Origin of the sequence: Martinezella paranaensis (genome assembly GCF_014200235.1) — a bacterium.
Lineage (GTDB): Bacteria > Pseudomonadota > Alphaproteobacteria > Rhizobiales > Rhizobiaceae > Rhizobium > Rhizobium paranaense.
Window position 1 is genome coordinate 23,756 of sequence record NZ_JACHBI010000023.1, and the last position, 20,032, is coordinate 43,787.

The window sequence follows — 20,032 nt, forward strand, 5'->3', positions numbered from 1 at the left end:
GCTCGATGCGGGACCTGTGCTCTAGTTCCTCCCAGATTTTCCCTGGCGACAGTATAGGCTCCGCCGTTGGTTGGATAAGCCGCGAGTCTCTGCCGATAGGAAAAGTATAGGATGACAAGAACGGCGATGATAGGCAAAACCAAGCGTGCCGAGCGGTATCAAGATAGTCAGAGCCGCTTCGGGGCCGCAAGAACATGAACCAAGGCCATCCAGACCCAGCGCCGGCACTGCCTCTATCCAGCCGATCTTCTTGTCTTCATGCTCGCGATTGGCGAGCCGGCGGCCGAACAATAGGGTGAAAAGGGGCAAGACGGACTCCTGGTCGAGCAAACAGGAGCCTAACCATGGTGAAGTCTGCAAGTTCCGGCTCGGATGGGCGCGAGTCTTATGGGAAACAGATTTGCCTGCGAATGTTCTGGTTTCTTTTGCCAAATTGCCTCAATGATGCAGGAAGACTTTGAGGCCGCGGTTTTACGTCGCGGCAGTTGATCCCTTTACTCCGGTCTCGAAACCGGTCTCGATAACGGGAGTCCCACATTCCCACGAAGGATTGCTCTGGCACTCCCGGCCGTTGCGGGGGTCGATGCTTCGGCATGGTGAATAGATCGGCCGCCGCCGGGTTAAACCAGGGCAAACCTCCCGTGTCAGAGATGCGAGATTAATATCCACTGAGGTGTGTGCCGTTTCAGATCGCGGTCCGCAAAAACCTCAGTAATCGAAGCATTGAGATCGTAAGCCAAGCGAATTCTTCCGCCTCCCTGGGTTAGCCTCAGTGATCGCGAAGGAGCGACATGCCAAGCCGGCTCGAGCAGACATCGGCGTCGAGGTTAAGAAAGGTCACCTCAATGCCCGCTTCATGACAGTATTCCTCGCCATCAGACAGGCTGAGGTATCTGCCACGGGAACAACAACGCCTTGATTGGCTTTTCCGTTTCACGACGGCACATTTGAGAACCAGCCATGGCCAGCGATAAGTTATCGACTTACAGATCCAAACGCGACTTTCAGAAGACCGCTGAGCCGAGCGGCAAGAGGCCGATCAAGAAGACTAACCGCCGGCGCTTCGTTATTCAGAAGCATGACGCCACACGCCTGCACTACGATCTGCGGCTCGAGCTCGATGGCGTGTTCAAAAGCTGGGCCGTCACTAAAGGACCATCCCTCGATCCGCACGACAAGCGGCTGGCGGTCGAGGTTGAGGACCATCCACTCGACTACGGCGACTTTGAAGGCACCATCCCGAAAGGTCAATATGGTGGCGGCACAGTGATGCTCTGGGACCGCGGCTATTGGGAGCCTGGAGCGAGAAAGAGCCCAGAACAGGCGCTGGTCAAAGGCGACTTCAAGTTCACTCTGGAGGGCAAACGTCTGCATGGAAGTTTCGTGCTCGTGCGGATGCGCAACGATCGTGATCGCGGCAAACGCACCAACTGGCTGTTGATCAAGCACCACGATGAATTTTCCGTCGAGGAGGATGGCGCCGAGATCTTAGAGGAGAATGCCACCTCGGTGGCGTCGGGACGAACGATGGAGATGATCGCCGCGGGCAAGGGCCGAAAGCCGCGACCGTTCATGGTCGAAGGCAGAACTATCGAGGCCGACGCGGTGTGGGACAGCAATCATGGCCTTGCCGCCGAAAAGCGGAGATCGGAAGCGAGGAGCGGCAAAAAGGCCAACACGGTCACGCCTGTCCACATTCCGGATTTCATTGCGCCGCAGCTTTGCGAAACCCAGCAGCGTCCGCCGCCCGGCTCGGGCTGGATCCATGAGATCAAGTTCGACGGGTACCGCATCCAGATGCGTGTGCTCGATGGCGACGTTACGCTGAAGACCAGAAAAGGGCTCGACTGGACCGGCAAATATCCCGAGATTGCCGAAGCAGCGTCGACGCTGCCGGACTGCATCATCGACGGTGAGATCTGCGCGCTCGACGATCATGGTGCGCCGGATTTCGCCTGCCTGCAGGCGGCCCTCTCGGAGGGGAAGACCGGAAGTCTCGTCTACTTTGCCTTTGATCTGCTTTATGACGGCAGCGAGAATCTACGTTCCCGGCCTCTTATTGAGCGCAAGGCGCGATTGCAGGAGCTGCTCATCAAAGCAGGCGGCGATCTGCGAATCCGGTTCGTCGAACATTATGAGACCGGCGGCGATGCTGTCTTGCGGTCCGCCTGCAAACTCTCGCTCGAAGGCATCATCTCCAAGAAGGCGAATGCGCTATATCAGTCTGGCCGCACGGACACCTGGGCGAAGTCAAAATGCCGTGCCGGCCATGAGGTGGTGATCGGCGCTTATGCTAAGACCAACGGCAAATTCCGGTCCTTATTGGCGGGTGTTTATCGTGGCGACCGCTTCGTCTACGTCGGCCGCGTCGGAACTGGCTACGGCGTAAAGAAAGTCGAAACGCTACTGCCGAAGCTGAAGGCGCTGGAGGCCACGAAATCGCCGTTCACCGGCATCGGGGCGCCGAAGAAAGAACCCGAAGTCGTCTGGCTGAAGCCAGAGCTCGTCGCCGAAATCGAGTTCGCGGGGTGGACGACCGACGGTCTCGTTCGCCAGGCAGCGTTCAAAGGGCTGCGCGAAGACAAGCCGGCCAAAGAAGTCGAGGCCGAACGGCCGGCGCCCCCCGCGGAGGCAGACGTTCCAGAACCGGCTCCGCATGCCAAGGCAAAGCCGGCGCGACGGAAAGGGGCGAAGGCCGACGTCATGGGCGTGCTGATCTCCAATCCGGATAAGCCACTATGGCCTGACGCCAACGATGATAAACCCGTCAGTAAGGAGGACCTTGGGCGATATTATGAGGCGGTGGGATCGTGGATGATCGAGCATATCAGGGGCAGGCCATGCTCCATCATCCGAGCGCCGGATGGAATTGCCGGGGAGCAATTCTTTCAGCGCCATGCAATGCCGGGGCAATCGAACTTGCTCGATCTGGTCAAGGTGTTCGGCGACAAGAAGCCCTATCTACAGATCGATCGAATCGAGGGGCTTGCTGCTGTTGCGCAGGTCGCCGCCGTCGAGCTCCATCCCTGGAACTGCGAACCCGGTCAGCCAGAAGTGCCCGGCCGCCTTGTTTTCGATCTTGATCCGGGTCCGGACGTGCCATTCTCGACGGTAGTTGCCACTGCCCGCGAAATGCGCGACCGACTGGACGAATTGGGACTGATCAGCTTCTGCAAAACGACGGGTGGCAAGGGCCTGCATGTCGTCACCCCGCTGAGCGTCAATAAGCGCAAGCCGCTCTCCTGGGCTGAAGCAAAGGGGTTTGCCCACGATGTCTGTCAGCAGATGGCACGGGACAATCCCGATCTTTATCTCATCAAGATGACGAAGAGTCTGAGAGGCGGCCGCATCTTCCTCGACTATCTGCGCAACGATCGCATGTCGACCGCTGTTGCGCCCTTGTCGCCGCGCGCCCGGGCCGGTGCCACCGTGTCGATGCCGCTAACCTGGGCGCAAGTGAAATCCGATCTCGATCCAAAGCGCTTCACCATCCGCACGGTGCCGGCGCTTCTTGCCAAAAGCTCGGCCTGGAAGGACTATTGTGATGGCGAGCGGCCGCTCGAACAGGCCATTAAGCGTCTCGGCAAATCAAGACCGGCAGCGTAATTTTCAACGTGCCTTCCGGAACGGCGCGCGAGCACTCGCGACGGGGTCGGCCGCTCACCTTTGCTACAAACGTCAGGCGAAGGTGCCGCCTGGATTGGGGTCGGACGAAGGTTGCGCTGAGGTCCATGCATCAGCCTGCTTTTCCGTCGGCACGTTGCCGTTCGGGGTCAATTCGTTCACCGCCTGCGGAAGATCCCGAGACAATCGGCTCAGAATTTCCTGCCGCGAGAGGCCGGTCTTGGCTGCAAGCTCGTTGAGAGTTTCGTCGCCGAGTGCCTGGCTCAGCTCCTGATCATTTATCGGCTTGTTGTCGCCTGTGCTGACCCAGGATTCGACTTTGTCGCCCTGACCGTTGCGTTGGAACTGCTCCAGAAGACCTCCGAGCCGCTCAGGATGCCTCCGGCCGCACTGCTGCCAAAAAGATCGCCGAGCCCTCCGCCGCGCGCGAGATTGCCGAGCAGGTCGCCAATCCCGCCAGTGCCAGACAGCTTTCCTTCTGCGCCGGTCTGGCCGCTTTGTGCGCGCTGTCCAATTCCCTTTAAAACTTCCGCTATCTTATCGTGGTTCTGGTAGCCGGCGAGGGCCAACACGGCGAGCAGTGCGGTCAATGGTCCACGGGACATCTCCTAAGCGATTGGGATGGGTTCTCAGGAAACTAGTCGTCGGTCACAATGTTCCGCTCGGCTTCTCGCCCATGTCGAAGACTGCGGCGTCGTTCCTGGATGCCTTAGAAGCTCGATGGCCGAACGCTACGAAGATGGCGCGTCGTTTCCGCTGTGGCCCCACGTTCACATCATCATCGCTTAGATTAAGTGCCGGCGAGGCTGTCGCTTTCGTAATGAAAAACCGTCAGTTGAGAGGGGTCTGCTAGACAAGCGGGCCCACAATCGAATGGCGAAAAGGGACGTGCATCAGTCCGGCAATCCGGTGATAAAAAATTTTCGAGGACCGTCTTGAATCTGAAAAAAGCACAAACCAAATCGATACTACCGGCAGCCCAGGTGGGGGCCGGAAAGCCGGAGACGCAGGTTTCCGACGCGTCTCCTTTCCATCTCGCTTTACGGAGGATTTGGTTATGAGAAACGACTTCGACTTCGCACCGCTCTATCGGTCCAGCATTGGCTTTGACCGGGTGTTCAATCTCCTCAACAGTGCCCAGCGCCTGCAGGCCGTCGAGACCTGGCCGCCTTACGACATCATCAAGACGGGTGAGGATGACTATCGCATCCAGATGGCTGTCGCTGGGTTCGCAGATGCCGACCTAGACATCACGCAGGAGCGAAACGTGCTTATCGTGAAGGGCCAAAAGGCCGAACAGAAAGACGGCGAATATCTGCACAGGGGCATTGCCGGGCGCGCTTTCGAGCGCCGGTTCGAACTGGCCGACCATGTCAGAGTTGAGAATGCCGCGTTGACGAATGGCCTTCTGAGCATCGATCTAAAGCGCGAAATCCCGGACGCTATGAAGCCGCGCAAGATCGAGATCGGCAGCCAGCCGCAGGCAACGCCGCTTCAGATCGACGCCGAAAAACAGGTTGCCTAAGGACAGTGAGTGCCGCTCGCTCTCGGGCGGCACCTCTCAGTCAGAGACCTCGAAATGAAAACGATCGACATTCAAAAGGCGGTTTTCCTCGATGCCCGCGACCTCGCTGCCTGCCAGGTCGTCTTCGACGAACTGCTAAGGGAGATCGGGATGGCCAAGGACTGCGAAGAGGCCGAGCGCATCGGAGCCATCGTGATTGAGCTCTATCGGCAGGGTGTCCATGATCCCGCTCACCTCAAACTGATGGTCGAGAGCGCACGCGGCCTGTTCGGACGCGCCAAGCCGAGGACAACTGTATCAAGATAGTGTCACGGGGTCGCCCGGGATGCCGGGCGACCTTCTCGATGCCTCCTCGCAACCACGGACTTGCCGCACGCGCGCTCTGTGGCGATCTATCGGCGCGCGGTTGCAGATCGTGATGCGGGGACTTCTGTATCACCCAAAAGCGACGGACCGTGAACGGATCGTGCGCACGCCCATCATAGCTGGGGACGAATTTCAGAACGTCATTTTGCCGTAGACGGCGCATTCGTCATATTGAAGACGGCGGCATTGTCCTGAACCTCACGCAGGCCCTTGTAGGACGGATGACGCAGGTTCCCCTCATTCGTCCAGCCACGAAACTCGATCTCGGCAATCAATGTCGGTTGCGCGAAGACCAGGCGTTTGCCTTTCACCGGCACGACTGGCTTGTTCGTCTTGAGCCTATCCAACGTCCTGCGCAGCTCTTCGGCTTCTTTCCGATTAAAGCCCGTTCCGACGGATCCGACGTAGATCCAGTCGTGAGCTTTCCGTCCGGCAAGCAAAAGACTTCCGAGACCCCCGCGCGTGGTGGCGGACTGCTCGTAACCGACGATCATGAAGCTTTCGCTCTGAACGCATTTGATCTTCAGCCAGTCGCCGAGGCGGCCGCTGCGGTAGGGCCGATCGCGATGCTTGGCGATGACGCCCTCCAAACCATGGTGACATGCGTAGTCCAGTAGTGCCTCGCCATCGAACTGTAGTTCCTCCGAAAGCCGCAGGGCACCATCGGCGTTCTCCGGTATCAAACCTTCAAGCAGGTGACGGCGCAGCGAGAGTTCGGTGCGGGTGAGGTCGTGACCATCCAGATAAAGCAAGTCAAAGGCGTAGAGGATCGACTCGGTCGAGATGCGTTTGCCGCCGCGGCCGCCGAGCGAGTGCTGCAGGGCACCGAAATCCGACCGGCCTTGTTCGTCAAGGACAACGGCCTCTCCGTCGAGAATAGCCGTTGTAAGCCCGAGGTCTCTTGCCGCGGCTGCGATTGCTGGAAAGCGGTGCGTCCAGTCATGGCCGCCACGCGTGAGGATCCGAATACTCTTCGGTTCGATGTGGATCGCCAACCGGTAACCATCCCACTTCACCTCGTAAAGCCAATCCGGGCCTTGCGGCACGGTTGGCTTTAGCAGCGCCAGGCAGGGCTCCACGCGCGAAGGCATCGGATCAAAGGGCAGGCTTGGTTGATCGGGGTCGCGCCGCCGGATTGGCCGCGACTGAATTGTCGAATTCGCGTCACGCAGAAGGGCGGCGGAAGGCAGGCGCGGTCGGATCATTGCTTCAGTGCCTGCCGGAGCGGTTTTCAGCGTCTACGGATTTGCGCAGAGCATCCATGATATTGATGACATTGCTCGGTTCCGGTTCAGCCTTTTCCTTGCCCTTGGGCTTCGACTTGACCGGCTTCTTCATCTGCTTCTTCTTGGCCGCGATAATGTCGAGCAGCTTATCCTGAACCGGGTCCGAGGCCATTTTCGGGCTCCAGGGCTGAGTCTGTTTCTTGATCAATTGCAGCACGAGCGGCATCATCTGACTATCGGCAGGTTCATCGTCCACCTGCTCGAAATACGTGTTCGCATCCCGTACTTCGTCGCCGTAACGCAGCGTCCAGAGCACGATACCCTTGCCGCGCGGCTCCAGCATGACGGCCCGTTCGCGGCGGGAAATGACCAGCCGAGAAATGCCAACCATGTTCTCGGCCGCCATCGCGTCGCGAATGACCGAAAACGCCTCCAGGCCGACCGGATCGTCTGGCGAAAGATAATACGGGGTATCGAGCCAGATCCGTTCGACGCTGTCGCGCGGCGCGAAGATCTCGATGTCGATCGTCTTGGTGCTTTCGAGCGCGACGTTCTCCAACTCCTCGTCTTCGAGGATCACATATTCATTTTCCCCGCGCTGGTAGCCTTTGACTTCGTCCTGCTCCTTGACCTCCTTGCCGGTGACGGAATCGACATAGTGGCTGACGACGCGGTTCTGCGTCTGCCTGTTTAGCGTGTGAAAGCGGACCTTCTCGTTTTCGGAGGTGGCTGGCATCATCTGCACCGGGCAGGTGACGAGCGAGAGTTTCAGATAACCTTTCCAGTAGGGACGGATCGCCATGGCATCCTCCTATTACCCGGCGCGCCGGTGCTGGCCGCCGGAGCTGCGCGGTTTCGATGCAGTTGCCCGCGCGGTCTTTTGTCTGCTCTTGCCGGCATTGACATTGGCGGCCGTGGGCTTTGTCTTTGCGGGTGCGGACATGCCGGCGCTCTCGCGCAGCGCCTGCAGCAGGTCGCTCGGCTTCGAAGCCGGGGGCGCCTTCTTCTTCGGCAGTGTGCGGCCCTCGATCTTGGCCTTCACCAGTTCGGCGACAGCCTCTTCATAGCGGTCATCGAACTGCTTCGGATCGAAGATGCCCTTCTTAGTGCTGAGGATGTGCTTGGCAAGCTCCAGCATCTCGCCCTCGATCTTCAGATCGGGCATTTCGTCGAAGGCCTTTTCGGACGAGCGGACCTCGTAGTCGAAGTTCAAGGTGGAACCGACCAATCCTTTGCCGTGCGGACGGATCAGGAGCGTACGCAAACGGCGGAAGAGGACCGTCCGGGCGATCGCGGCGACGTTGGATTTTTTCATGCCATCGCGTAGCAGCTTGAACGCATCGCTGCCCATCTTGTCGGGGGCAAAGTAGTAAGGCTTGTCGAAATAGACGTCGTCGACTTTGTCGCAAGGAATGAAAGCCTCGATCTTCAGCGTCTTGTCGCTTTCGGGAACGGCGGCGGCGACTTCTTCCGCTTCAAGGACCACATACCGCCCATCTTCGATCTCGAAACCCTTAACCTGATCCTCGCGCTCGACCGGATCACCGGTTTCGCTGTCGACGAATTCACGCCGGACGCGATTGCCCGTCTTTCGATTCAGCGTATTGAAGGCGATCCGTTCGGACGAGGATGCGGCAGTATAAAGGGCGACCGGAAACGCCACTTCACCGAACTTTATGTACCCTTTCCAATTTGCCCTCGGCGCTACCATTTTACTCGCACTCCTCCAGCAACCAATGCGAGTCAACAGAATCACTCCACTTATTGTTCCGAGTCAAAAAGAATCTAAAGTCAATAGCTTGGCGCCTGTCCACCGCTCGCTTTCCGAGTCCTATCATGTCTTTGAATCGGAGGTATTTTTTGGCGCCGAAGGCCTTTCCATGGGACAGCAACCACGAGAACTAACATATGACCAAGCGCGAACTCATCGACACCGGAGCCGACAAGCGCTTTGTCCTAGATCAAGGGGTATTTACTATAGGGTCGCCGCGATCCCCTTCAGCAGGCTTAGCCCTTTTCGCCTTATGGCGCAGTCGGCAGAGAGTGAACCACCGACCTTATCCCACTCTTTGAACGGGCCCTTTTCGTAGCGGGCCAGACGTCACATATTTGTCAGAGCCTTGGGGTTTCTGCCGTCAAAGCTTCGATCGGCCCTTGTGGGTTCACCCACCGCTTCCTGGACCTCCGTCCTATCTTGCGACCCATCCTCTCGACCGTTATACTGTTTTTGAAAAACAGTATAACACCGGAGTCGAGTGCGCTCCGGTACGAGCCAATGGAAGAAGATCAGGAAGGCAACGCCGACCAGTGTTCAGCATCGCACCGACGGGCGTGAAGTCGAACATGCTGAACGATGTGCCGGTTATTTCCTGCCGCAGTCGCGAGACGACGATGTTGGGCGAAGTGCCGATCTGCGTCATCAATCCGCCGATCAGCGCGGCGAAACTCATCGGCATCAGATAGCGGGACGGCGAAATACCGATCTTCCTGGAAAACTGGAAAGCGACCGGCATCATGATCGCCAATGCGCCGATATTCTTGATGAATGCGCAGAGCAGGGCGACGACGATCAGCAGGAGCGCCAGTTGCATGTGAAGCGATTCAAGGCGCGGAAAAAAAGCACTTGATGGCGGAATCTACGATACCTGAGCGAGCCATGCCGGCGCTGACCACCAGTGCTCTGCCAACGATGATGACGATGTCGTCGCTGAAACCGGAAAAGGCTTTATCGAAGGGACCAATTCCGAGCGCAACCGACAGGATCAGCGCGCAGCAGGCCACTATGTCATAGCGGAATCGATCCCAGATGAAGACGATCATCACGAGACCGATAACGCCGAAGGCAAGAGCTTGCTGTGTAGACATGCTGCTCCAAAGGCTTGCGGCGTCCGTTCAATGTTGTGCGCCGGCAAAAGTTCCACGCAAGCCGACGCTTTCTGCTTCCCTCGTGACTCTCTCTCGTTGAGATGGGTCCAGTAGTGATCGGTGCAAGTTTGCGCTCGATAGCGGTCAGATATCTGTCCATGGTTTCCGCGAATGGGACCAGGGGCCAGCAGTTCGCCTCAACACACTTTTACTTGCGAGATCTGCGATCGCCGACAAGTGTTTGATCCCCATGGTCGCGAAGGCGAGCTGCTAGCGTCTGGAACGCATTCCACGGATTATCCTGGGCGCCGTCGGATTGATGTCGACCAACACGCCGTCTTTCTTGCGCATCGAGAGACCGTCGCCAATGGCCGCTGCCATCAGACAAGGAATTGGTCCACTGCGCTGACGAGCCAAAACTGCGCTGGCAATTTCTCATGGCGAATTTGATGAAGAAATTGGGCCACCTTCGGTGTGACATGGCGGCCCGGTCAGGCTGCAGAAGCAGCCACGTAGGTGGAAAGGAGTGCCTACCATTGTATAATACCATTCGATATATTCGTTTCAACGAATATTGTGATTAATTGAACTCCTTACCTAAACAGGGGAAAACTCTCTTGATGGGAGCATCAGGTTGGCCGCCCCTCCGTCCATCCCGGGGCCGGCCCATGTAGAGCAAATCTGAACTCTCAAGTGCAACCTGAACCGCCTTCCCGAGCACAGGTTTTGCCTGCCGCAGCAGGTTTACACCGAGCGCAAAAGGTCGATCGGGGCTCGAACGCGGTTGCGTAAGACGAGACATTGTTGCCGGTCGTGCCGGATGTGGAAGGCGAAACGAGCCGCTCCAGAGGAGGTTGCACCGAAAAGGTTCCCAAAGCCTTCGCCCGGCGAACCCGTCGGCTCCCGAACTGGATCAATCACGAAGTTTGCTTCGGATACGAAGCATGCGCTTAGTTGGACGACGGCAGATTTCCAATCACGATCTCTCAATTAAAAGCGCAGGGTTGTAAATATTACCTCGGCCCCTAATTCACACGTCTAAGTCCTCGTGGTGAATTAACGTCTCTGAGTGACCGGCGCTTTCGCACGAGGTAAACGCTTATCCGTAGCGATGCAGTCCTGTCGGGATACGATCTTGGAGGTGTGTGAGCTGGTGTTCTTACTTACAGGCGCATTTCCGGGCGCGGTAAACTGGCCGTCGGGCCAATTTGAGTTTTGTTCTGGTGCTAATGACCATGCCAGTTGTGCGGCTTGATGGGCAGCTCTCGTTCATTCGGATGAGCCTTGCGCCCTGTGAGGTGCCAAAACTTTTGGAGCGGCATCGAGACCGCTATAAAGGTAGCGACAAGGTCGAGCAGCGCGCGACGAAACTAATTGCGGGAAATTTTCCGGCTGCTGATTCCCTGGCTTTCATCGAGGCAGTCTGTAAATTGGGACGGGGCCAGCGAAACTTCAGCCGAATTGAAGTCGCCGGAGGGGCAAGAATTGCGCAATCGCTTGCATCAGCGACCAAGGCAATCGAAGGCGGTGACGTAACGCTCGCAATCGGCGAGCTAAGTAGGCTGCCGCATCTTGGGTTTTCGTTCGCTTCAAAGGTCGCTCGTTTCCTTGCTCCCGATAAATGCGTCGTCCTCGACAGCGTAATCAGGAGCCGGATCGGTTATCTCGATAGCAATGTGGGCTACACCCGGTTCCTTCAGGATTGCTTTCAGCTCTTGCAGTTACTGCAGCAATCGTCCGACCTTGAAAGCACTCTCCGCGACAGCTTGCGTGTCTGTGATGTCGAGGCCGCGGTTTTCATGAAAGCTAAAGAAGAACAATAGTCCATAGTCATGGCAATTAGTCCAAGATTTCCTGTGCCGGGTGCCGGGTGCCGGCGGTCGATGGCGACACACAGCGTGTCCAGAAACATGCTCGGCGATATGGATGTTGAAATCAGCGAAGTTCAAAGTCTAGGCGGCGGCCGCACTCGACAAGGACATCGCTAAGCAGCTTCTAAAGGCGACGGACTGCCGGGTCGCCTCGCACCCGCCGCTCTCGTGTAGCGGCCCGGGCGGCGGGTATTACAGTTGGACAATGGTCTCGCGACTAGTTTTGGTTCCGAGGGCAACCTCATACTTTAGAGCGGGAATGGCCGCAATCATCGCCAAAAGTATTCGCCGCGTAATCATACGACACCTGATGAGCACTTGGATCACGTTAGCTGCCGATAGCTGTAACCCGCAAAGAGGAGAATGGTTTCAATGAAGCAAGGTGGTCGGCAACGCGCCAAGCTCGCCGATCGCGCGACCCCAACGAGAAAACGGCGCCGACCTTACGATGCCCGGTCCCAGAGCCAATTGATCAAGCCTGCTAAGTCAGTCCCCAAAAAGGACCCGCGGCAAATCTATGTGACGCCGACGATAGCTTGCCGGGCTGCCCGGAAAGTCCTGGGCTCAACTCGGCCGCAGCGTCTTGCCCGATGTCGCATCAAAAAGATGAAGCTTGCCTGGGCGGGGCGCTATCGTCACAACTTGGCCTGGTTCAAAATCGTGGCGTTCGGAAAACACTGCGACAAGCTCGCCAGGTCCGTAGCGCAAGAAAACCATCGTCTCATGGCCGGTAGGTTCGGTGACGTTGACAGACGCCCTCAGGCCGCTCTCATTGAGTGACAAGTGTTCAGGCCGCACGCCCAGGAGCACTGATTGGCCGTCGGAGGCGTCCGGGGTGAAACCGAGCGCGATCTCATCGCCGGTCTCGGTGACGAAGATTGCGCCATCAGCCTTGTATCGACCTTTCAGGAGATTCATCGATGGCGAGCCGATGAAGGTTGCGACGAACGTGTTACCAGGCCGATCGTAAAGTTCCAGAGGTGTGCCGATCTGCTCGACATTGCCGCGCTGCATCACCACGATCTTGTCGGCCATCGTCATCGCTTCGACTTGGTCGTGGGTGACATAGATGGTGGTGGTCTTCAGCCGCTGATGTAGTTCCTTGATCTCCTTGCGCATCTGTACGCGCAGCTTCGCGTCGAGATTCGACAGCGGCTCATCGAACAGGAACACTTGCGGCGACCTGACGATCGCTCTGCCCATCGCCACGCGCTGCCGCTGGCCACCCGAAAGCTGACGCGGATAACGGTCCAGATAGGGCACGAGGTCGAGTGTTTCGGCCGCCGCCTGCAGGCGCTGTTTAATGACGTCGGCTGGCTGCCTTTGTAGGCGCAGCGCGAAAACCATGTTTTCGGCAACCGTCTTATGCGGATAGAGCGCATAGCTCTGGAAGACCATCGCGATATCACGGTCCTTCGGCGGTAGATTGTTGACGATCCTTGCCCCGATCGAAATGGTGCCGCCGGTGATGCTTTCGAGCCCTGCGACCATGCGCAACAAAGTCGATTTGCCGCAACCAGACGGACCGACGAGCACCACAAACTCGCCGTCGCGAATTTCTATGTCGACACCATGCAGGACATTTAAGCCGCCGTAAGCTTTCTGCGCTCCTGAAATAACTACCTCAGCCATCTCGCTCCCACTTGCTTGTCCGGCGACCACCTCTTGTGCGGGCGGTCGCGGGACTATGCACTGTTCTTGCCGTGCATTTTTCGTGCATCTAGCCGGGCAAAACAACCCGACTTCTCTGCTTCAAAAGCACCGGCAACCTCCTCCGTGAAACGTTTCATTTCGTATTGACTTTTTACGGCCGCCGTCTCATCCTCAACGAGGAGACTGAGAGGAGCGGTTTTCAAAATCAGGATATGAAACGTTTCATTTCTTGCTTACCAGATAGTTCTGCTTGAGGCCAGTCTTAAAAACTGGCGGAGCCCGATCGGCAAAGACCGATCAGGCGGCAGTGCAAATAAACGTGGAGGATGACATGAAAGTGGAAATATATGATGCACTGATGCGCCATCAGGCAAGCCGCCGCGACGTCTTGCGCGGAACCGCCAGCGCCGCGGCTCTACTCGGCGTGTCGAGCGCATTGGCCGGAATTCCTGGCATGGCTTTCGCGGCCGATGATGTGCGCGCTCAGATCCTGCAAATTCCAGGTGTTGGCAAGGGTTCCCCAACGGATGCAGATTGGCAGAAGGTGGGGCAACTCTGTCTCGGCCCGACCAAGACCAATGTCAAGCAGGGCGAGTTTGCCGGTGTCGAGCTAACCTTTATGGGTCTCAACAACCAGAACCTCCACAACTTCCTATTCCGCGGCTTCCTGAAGCCGTGGGAGGCCTATACGGGCGCCAAGATCAATTGGATCGATCTTGCCCAGGCCGACTACAATGCCCGCCTTCAGCAGTCGATTGCGACCGGCACAGTCGACTTCGACATACTCGAAATGGGCGCGCCCTTCGAAGGCGACACGGCAGGCCGCGGGCTTTTGGACGAAATGCCAGATTGGGTTGGAAAGCAGATCGAGTCCGACGACTTGGTGAGTTATCTGAAGCCACCGGTCGGCACTTGGGGTGGCAAAACCTATCGAGTGACCATCGACGGCGATTGCCACACCTTCGCCTATCGTAAAGATTATTTCGGTGAAGGCTCGATCAGCGGCATGGCCAAGCCGCCGAAGACCTGGCAGGAAATCAATGAAGTTTCCAAAAAGCTGATCGGCAAGAAGGACCCGCTGACGGGCCAGCCGGCTTATGGCTATCTCGACCCACTCAAGGGCTGGGGCGGCTTCGGCTTCTACTTCATCGAGAACCGCGCGACGGCCTACACCAAATATCCGGGCGACCCAGCCTGGCTGTTCGATCCGGAAAACATGAAGCCGCTGGTCAACAACCCCGGATGGGTCCAAGCGATCCAGGATGTCTTGGATCTGATCGCGGCAAAAGCCTATCCGGCTGATCAGATCAATGCGGACCCCGGCACCACGGCCTTCTCGCAGTTCCTGGCAGGTACTGGCTCAATGCTGATGTGGTGGGGCGACGTTGGGTCAAGCGCACGCACTTCGGACACCTCCGTCGTAGGTGACGTAGTCGGCTTCGGCATTAACCGCGGTTCGGATCGTGTCTATAACCGCAAGAGCGGGCAGTGGGAAAACAAATATAACGAAGCGCCGAATATGGCCTACCTCGGCTGGGGCATCTATGTCACCAAGCGAGTCTCCAGCGACGAAAAGAAGCGCAAGGCGGCCTGGTCAGCTGCGGCCCATCTCGGTGGGAAGGATTTGTCCCTGTGGACTTCGGCTTATCCGTCTGGCTTCCAGCCCTACCGTCAGTCCAATTTCAACTATGATGAATGGGAAAAAGCAGGCTACGACCGAGCCTATATCCAGGACTATCTGGGTTCGAACGCCGACAGCTACAACCATCCGAACGCCGCCATCGAACCGCGCATCCCCGGCATCTTCCAATATTATTCTGTTGCCGAGGACGAGCTGGCCAAAGGTTATGCCGGAAAGTACAAGTCGGCCCAGGAAACCGCTGATGCGATTGCCGCCGCGTGGGAAAAGATCACCGACCAGATCGGCCGCGATAACCAGCTGAAACTCTATCGGACAAGCCTGGGGCTGTGACCGGTTGAAGAAAACGCCGACGGGCCGGAAGCGGCTCCGCCGGCGCCTATTCTGCGAGGAATATCATGTCTACAGTCCAAGGCGATCTGCTTCACACGGTCGAAGCCGGTTTCATTTCCGCGAGCCGTCGTTTCTGGGGCCGCACGGCTCTGTGGCTCAGCGCCATATGGTTCATAGCATCGTTTGTATTGCAGGCTTTCCACGAATTGGGCTGGACCAGTTGGGGCTTCGAGAATTGGCGCCCGGTTCTTTATGCCTATTTTCTCTGGGCAGCAGTTCTCTGCGTTACTCGCGTCGTCATTTATGGTGAGACAGGCAAGAAGGCGCTTTTTGTGCTGCCGGCCGCGCTTTTCGTCGTGTCAATGGTGGTCTTCCCGCTGCTCTTCGCGCTCTGGATCGGCTTTTCAGACTGGAACCTTGCCTCGTCTGCCGGGCGGCGCTTCAACGGGCTCGACAATGTGCGCCGGATGATCTCGGATCCGTTCTATGCCAACGCGCTGCTCAACATGATCCTTTATTGCCTGGCGATTGCGGTCGAATACGCGATCGCGTTCGGCTTGGCGCTGCTTCTCAACCAGGAAATCGTCGCCCGCAAGTTCTGGCGCGTAACCTTCCTGGTGCCGTTGATGCTGTCGCCGGTTGCCGTGAGCTGGATGGTCGGCAAGTCGATGCTGGAGACCCGCTTTGGTCCGGTTGCGCGTTTTGCCCGCTGGCTTGGCTGGGAAAATCCCTCCTTTTTCGGCGATCCGCTGACGGCGAGGCTATCGATCATCATCATGGATGCCTGGACCTTCATTCCCTTCATGATGATCATGCTGCTCGCCGGATTGCAGGCCCTGTCCAAGGAAGTGCTGGAGGCGGCCGAAGTTGATGGCGCCACAAAGTGGCAACGCTTCTGGCAGGTCATTTTCCCGCTAATGCTGCCGGTTTCCGTCACGACGGTGATGATCCGCATAATCTTCAAGCTGAAACTCGCCGACATCATTATCACGGTAACGGCCGGCGGTCCCGGCGGGGCGACTGATTCCGTTACCAGCTTCATCTATCGCGAATATCGCGACCGTTCAAATGTCGGATATGGAACCCTGCTCGCGCTTGTCTATCTCGTGATCATCGTTTTCGGCATGACGCTGCTGATGAAGATTTCAGACCGTGTCGTGAAGCGTATGACAGGAAGGCTCTGATGGTTTCGATCGATTTCGAAAAATACGCACGCGGCCAACGCATTCGGTGGTGGGCCATGCGTTTCGTCGTCTACGGCCTCCTCGTCATCTGGGCGTTTGTCTGCATCTTCCCGTTGTTCTGGACGGTTTCGACCTCGTTCAAGACTGCAGCGGACGTCATGAGGGGCAATCTTGTGCCTTGGTTCAATTTTAGTCCCAGCTGGCTCGGCTGGCGTTCGTTAGGGCTTTCCCCTGATACGATTTTCCAAATATCGACGGTGCGTGACGAGTTTATGCGCAGGCTGTGGAACAGCGTCGTCATTTCGGTGACGGCATCAGCTCTCGCGGTAGTGCTCGGATCGCTCGCCGCTTACGGCCTCAGCCGCTTTTCCTATAAGTTCGGATATATGCGAAACTCCGATATTTCTTTTTTCTTCCTGTCGCAGCTCATCATGCCACCGGTCGTTTTGGCACTTCCCTTTCTGGTTCTCTATAAGGAGCTGGCGCTGCTTGACACCTATGCAGGTATGATCGCCGTCTATACTCTGATGGTCCTTCCGATCGTCGTGTGGATCATGCGCGACCAATTCGCCACTGTGCCTGTCGAGCTCGAGGAAGCTGCGCTTGTTGATGGCCTATCGATATGGGGTGCGTTTGCCCGCATTATCGTGCCACTCGTCCTGCCGGGCATGGTGGCCGCCTTCCTCCTGGCGTTGATCCTGTGCTGGAACGAATATTTCTTCGCAGCACTACTGACCTCCACCAATACTAATACCTTGCCGGTGATGATCGCCAGCCAAACAGGCAGTCAGGGCATCAACTGGTGGTCGATGGCCGCCCTTTCCACCGCCGGCATTGTTCCGCTGGTCTTTGTCGGCGTCGTGCTGGAAAAGCACATCATCGCCGGAATGACCGCCGGCGCGGTGAAGTAGCTCCGGGACCGTCGGAAATGTCAAAGATGCCCACCGTCAAGGATGTCGCCGTCTATGCGGGCGTCTCCGTGGGCACCGTTTCGCGCGTGCTGTCTGGCGAAACCGCGGTCAAATCCATCCTGCGCGAAAAGGTCAACGACGCCGTTAATGCGCTAGGGTACCGGCCGAATGTCACGGCGAGAGCTCTGCGTACCAGCAGAACTGATGTCATCGGTCTCATTGTTCCCGACATCACCAATCCCTTCTTCGCGCAGCTTGCGGCAAGCGTAGAGCGTGCATCGCTCGAATGCGGGCATAGCCTTATGCTGGCAAGCTCGCATGACGATCGCGAGGCGGAACAGAGCCACGTAACGGCGTTTCTCGACCGATCGGTGCGCGGCATCATCGTGGTGGCTTCAAGCGACAGCCCGGGCCTCCACTTTGAAGCACCGGTCCCGGTCATATCGCTGGACCGGCGGTTTGGCACCTTTCCTTTGGTGTCGACCAACCATGCGCAAGCGGCTGCGCTGATCGCGGACCATCTCTATAGGCTCGGTCACCGCCGCATCGCCTATATCGCCGGGCCAACCGACACTGAGGCCGGACGCATGCGCAAGGAGGGCTTCGTCACCAGAATCGCCGGCTTTGGTAAGGTTGGCGAGTCCGTCGAACTGGAAATCGCCCATGGCAAATTCGATTACGATTCCGGTGAGAGAATAGCCCGCGAGTTGCTTTCGCGCCCGCCCCAGGACCGCCCCACGGCGATTGCGGCTGCCAGCGATCAGCAGGCTATCGGCGCGCTACGCGCTGCCCGAGACCTGAAGATCGACGTGCCGCGAAAGCTCTCTGTTACGGGTTTCGACGATATCTCGCTCGCCAATCTTGTCGTGCCGCGGCTGACAACCATACGCCAGCCGGCCGACACGCTTGCACGGCGCGCGGTCAGTCTTCTCCTGGAGGAGCCGCCGGGCACGGAAGACGAAATGGTTGATGGATCGCTGGTGGTACGCGGTTCAAGCGGCCCGTGCCCGCAACTAAAGGTTATTGCGGGTGACATAAATTGAAGCGCAGCGCCGGTTCTTCGGCTACCTGAAAAGGATGAAAGATCAATGCTTAAGGGAATTCGGGTCGAACTTAACGGCGACATTCTTCAAGCGCTTTGCAACATGGGACACGGCGACTATCTCGTCATTTCAGACATGAATTTTCCATCGGAATCGATAGCCAGCCACACCCGGCTGGGTAAACTGCTAACCATGGAAAACATTCCCGCGTCGCAAGCGGTCGATGCGATCCTTTCAGTCTTTCCGCTGGATACACCGATCCAGCCATCGGTAGGGCGCATGGAAGTGATAGGCAAGCCGGCGGAAATTCCGCCTATTCAACAGGAGGTCCAGGCTATTGTCGACCGCGCGGAAGGTAAACCTTCGCCAATGTATCCTATCGAACGGATGGCATTTTACGACATCGCTAAGAAAGCCTATTGCGTCATTGCTACGGGCGAGCTGCGGTTCTACGGATGCTTCCTTCTGACTAAAGGCGTCATTTCAGTGGAGGAGGTCGTCAGATGAGCGAAAAAAGCGGAATCGTCATTCTGGGTATTTTTGCCGCGGACACTGCGTATAAGGCCAAGCGTCTGCCCTACATTGCCGAGACGCTGATGGGATCGGGTTTCACACTCGGGCCAGGAGGCAAGGGCTCCAATCAGGCGATTGCCGCAGCCAGGGCTGGTGGCAAAGTGACGTTCATTTCGCGGGTCGGAAACGACCCGTTCGGCGAAATGGCCATTGCGGCCTACGCAGCAGCAGGTGTTAAGGCCAATGTAATGAAGATGGAAGGCGCCTCCACAGGCGCCGCCTTCATCTTCGTCGATGAAGTGAGCGGCGACAATGCCATCATCGTCGTGCCAGGTGCGGCAGGTCTTATCGGTATCGAAGATGTCGATGCCAACCGGTCAGAGATCGAACGCGCCGCGATTTTCATGACGCAGCTCGAGCAGCCACTCGAGGCGGCCATGCACGCGCTGTCGATAGCAAAAAAAGCAGGGGCGACGACGATTTTCAACCCAGCACCCGCCCACGCCATTCCGGACAGTATTTATGGCTTATGCGATTTCATCGTACCGAACGAAGTGGAAGCCGCCGAACTTGTAGGCCACGCGATCGAAACCGATGAACAGGCGCGTGCGGCGGCCGACATCCTGTTGAAGCGTGGAGCGCGGGCGGCTATTATCACGCTCGGCGCACGAGGCGCACTCTATCACACGGCGGGGCACAGTGAATTCGTACCTGCATTTTCGGCGGGCATTGCGATCGACACAACTGGGGCCGGGGACGCCTTTCTGGGCGGCTTCGCGACGGCGACATCAGAAGGACGGGCACCAGTCGAGGCCGTTCGATACGGCTGCGCGACTGCGGCCATCGCTGTAACGCGACCGGGCACCGCCCCCGCGATGCCATCACGAGTCGAAATCGAGGCTTTGCTGCGCTCCTCATGAATGACCTAACCGCGGGTGCGGCGAACGCCAACTTGAAGTCCTCAGCAGACGCATAGGACGATTTGGCTCTCGTACCTAATGTCGAGTGTCGTGTTTGTCATGTTCCAAATGAGCAACTCCGCCAAATCCTTCGCAACACGCGTTTACCCAGTCCGGCAAGAACGACGACGCAATAGGTCACTGCATCCTCAGTGCTGACCTCTATGACTGATCAGCATTTTCCTTACTGCACCGCACTATATCTTACACAAGCCATTCTCCACCTCCGAAAAAGAAGGCGGTCCAAGCGACGAGAATCCCGTAGGCAGCAGTCCCAATGCATGCGGTTTTGGCTTATTTAAACTGGTGATGTCGCAATC

The 20,032-nt window shown here is 57.6% G+C and carries 16 protein-coding genes and 1 pseudogene; 10 read left to right on the plus strand and 7 right to left on the minus strand.

Annotated elements, in window-relative coordinates; translation table 11 throughout:
• Positions 1-960: 960 nt before the first annotated feature.
• On the plus strand, positions 961-3,606 hold the full coding sequence (ligD, locus tag GGD50_RS30620) for a DNA ligase D (RefSeq protein WP_107107262.1): 2,646 nt from the start codon (positions 961-963) through the stop codon (positions 3,604-3,606).
• A 72-nt stretch (positions 3,607-3,678) separates the two neighbouring features.
• Here the strand turns inward: ligD (GGD50_RS30620) and GGD50_RS33440 are convergent, their stop codons facing one another.
• Positions 3,679-3,978 carry a YidB family protein gene (locus tag GGD50_RS33440; protein WP_343070044.1) on the minus strand — a complete coding sequence of 100 codons (300 nt, stop codon included), beginning with the start codon at positions 3,976-3,978 and terminating at the stop codon, positions 3,679-3,681.
• On the minus strand, positions 3,903-4,214 hold the full coding sequence (locus GGD50_RS33445; RefSeq protein ID WP_343070041.1) for a hypothetical protein: 312 nt from the start codon (positions 4,212-4,214) through the stop codon (positions 3,903-3,905). The genes GGD50_RS33440 and GGD50_RS33445 overlap by 76 nt, the downstream gene beginning before the upstream one ends.
• 467 nt (positions 4,215-4,681) lie before the next feature.
• On the opposite strand from GGD50_RS33445, the gene GGD50_RS30630 reads away from it, so the two are divergent.
• Entirely contained in the window at positions 4,682-5,149 is a 468-nt protein-coding gene (locus GGD50_RS30630) for an Hsp20 family protein (RefSeq protein ID WP_107107261.1), read from the plus strand.
• A 54-nt stretch (positions 5,150-5,203) separates the two neighbouring features.
• A complete protein-coding gene (locus tag GGD50_RS30635; RefSeq protein WP_107107260.1) occupies positions 5,204-5,455 on the plus strand; it encodes a hypothetical protein in 252 nt (83 codons plus the stop codon).
• Between the two features lie 200 nt (positions 5,456-5,655).
• Here the strand turns inward: GGD50_RS30635 and ligD (GGD50_RS30640) are convergent, their stop codons facing one another.
• From ligD (GGD50_RS30640) to GGD50_RS30655, 4 genes and pseudogenes are all read right to left on the minus strand, one after another.
• Positions 5,656-6,720, minus strand: a complete 1,065-nt coding sequence (ligD, locus tag GGD50_RS30640; RefSeq protein WP_183940929.1) for a non-homologous end-joining DNA ligase — start codon at positions 6,718-6,720, stop codon at positions 5,656-5,658.
• A gap of 4 nt (positions 6,721-6,724) precedes the next feature.
• A complete protein-coding gene (gene ku, locus GGD50_RS30645) occupies positions 6,725-7,543 on the minus strand; it encodes a non-homologous end joining protein Ku (RefSeq protein WP_183940931.1) in 819 nt (272 codons plus the stop codon).
• A 12-nt stretch (positions 7,544-7,555) separates the two neighbouring features.
• Complete coding sequence (gene ku, locus GGD50_RS30650) at positions 7,556-8,452, minus strand: non-homologous end joining protein Ku (protein WP_183940933.1); 897 nt, start codon at positions 8,450-8,452, stop codon at positions 7,556-7,558.
• 543 nt (positions 8,453-8,995) lie between these two features.
• Positions 8,996-9,606: pseudogene (locus GGD50_RS30655) on the minus strand (SLC13 family permease); the annotation flags it as partial.
• 1,208 nt (positions 9,607-10,814) lie between these two features.
• Here GGD50_RS30655 and GGD50_RS30660 point away from each other — a divergent pair.
• Entirely contained in the window at positions 10,815-11,429 is a 615-nt protein-coding gene (locus GGD50_RS30660) for a hypothetical protein (RefSeq protein WP_246451638.1), read from the plus strand.
• Positions 11,430-12,041: 612 nt separating this feature from the next.
• On the opposite strand, the gene GGD50_RS30665 is transcribed toward GGD50_RS30660, so the two are convergent.
• Positions 12,042-13,109, minus strand: coding sequence for an ABC transporter ATP-binding protein (locus tag GGD50_RS30665; protein ID WP_183940935.1), 1,068 nt, complete (start codon positions 13,107-13,109; stop codon positions 12,042-12,044).
• Between the two features lie 352 nt (positions 13,110-13,461).
• On the opposite strand from GGD50_RS30665, the gene GGD50_RS30670 reads away from it, so the two are divergent.
• From GGD50_RS30670 to rbsK, 6 genes are all read left to right on the plus strand, one after another.
• Entirely contained in the window at positions 13,462-15,102 is a 1,641-nt protein-coding gene (locus GGD50_RS30670) for an extracellular solute-binding protein (protein ID WP_183940937.1), read from the plus strand.
• 65 nt (positions 15,103-15,167) lie between these two features.
• Positions 15,168-16,286, plus strand: a complete 1,119-nt coding sequence (locus GGD50_RS30675) for a carbohydrate ABC transporter permease (protein ID WP_183940939.1) — start codon at positions 15,168-15,170, stop codon at positions 16,284-16,286.
• Positions 16,286-17,197 (plus strand): carbohydrate ABC transporter permease, encoded by a 912-nt coding sequence (locus GGD50_RS30680; RefSeq protein WP_183940941.1) that lies wholly within the window; start codon positions 16,286-16,288, stop codon positions 17,195-17,197. Before GGD50_RS30675 ends, GGD50_RS30680 begins: the two co-directional genes overlap by 1 nt.
• A gap of 17 nt (positions 17,198-17,214) precedes the next feature.
• Entirely contained in the window at positions 17,215-18,240 is a 1,026-nt protein-coding gene (locus GGD50_RS30685) for a LacI family DNA-binding transcriptional regulator (protein ID WP_183940943.1), read from the plus strand.
• Between the two features lie 45 nt (positions 18,241-18,285).
• Positions 18,286-18,747 (plus strand): RbsD/FucU family protein, encoded by a 462-nt coding sequence (locus GGD50_RS30690; RefSeq protein WP_183940945.1) that lies wholly within the window; start codon positions 18,286-18,288, stop codon positions 18,745-18,747.
• Positions 18,744-19,673, plus strand: a complete 930-nt coding sequence (gene rbsK, locus GGD50_RS30695) for a ribokinase (RefSeq protein WP_183940947.1) — start codon at positions 18,744-18,746, stop codon at positions 19,671-19,673. Before GGD50_RS30690 ends, rbsK begins: the two co-directional genes overlap by 4 nt.
• Positions 19,674-20,032 lie beyond the last annotated feature (359 nt).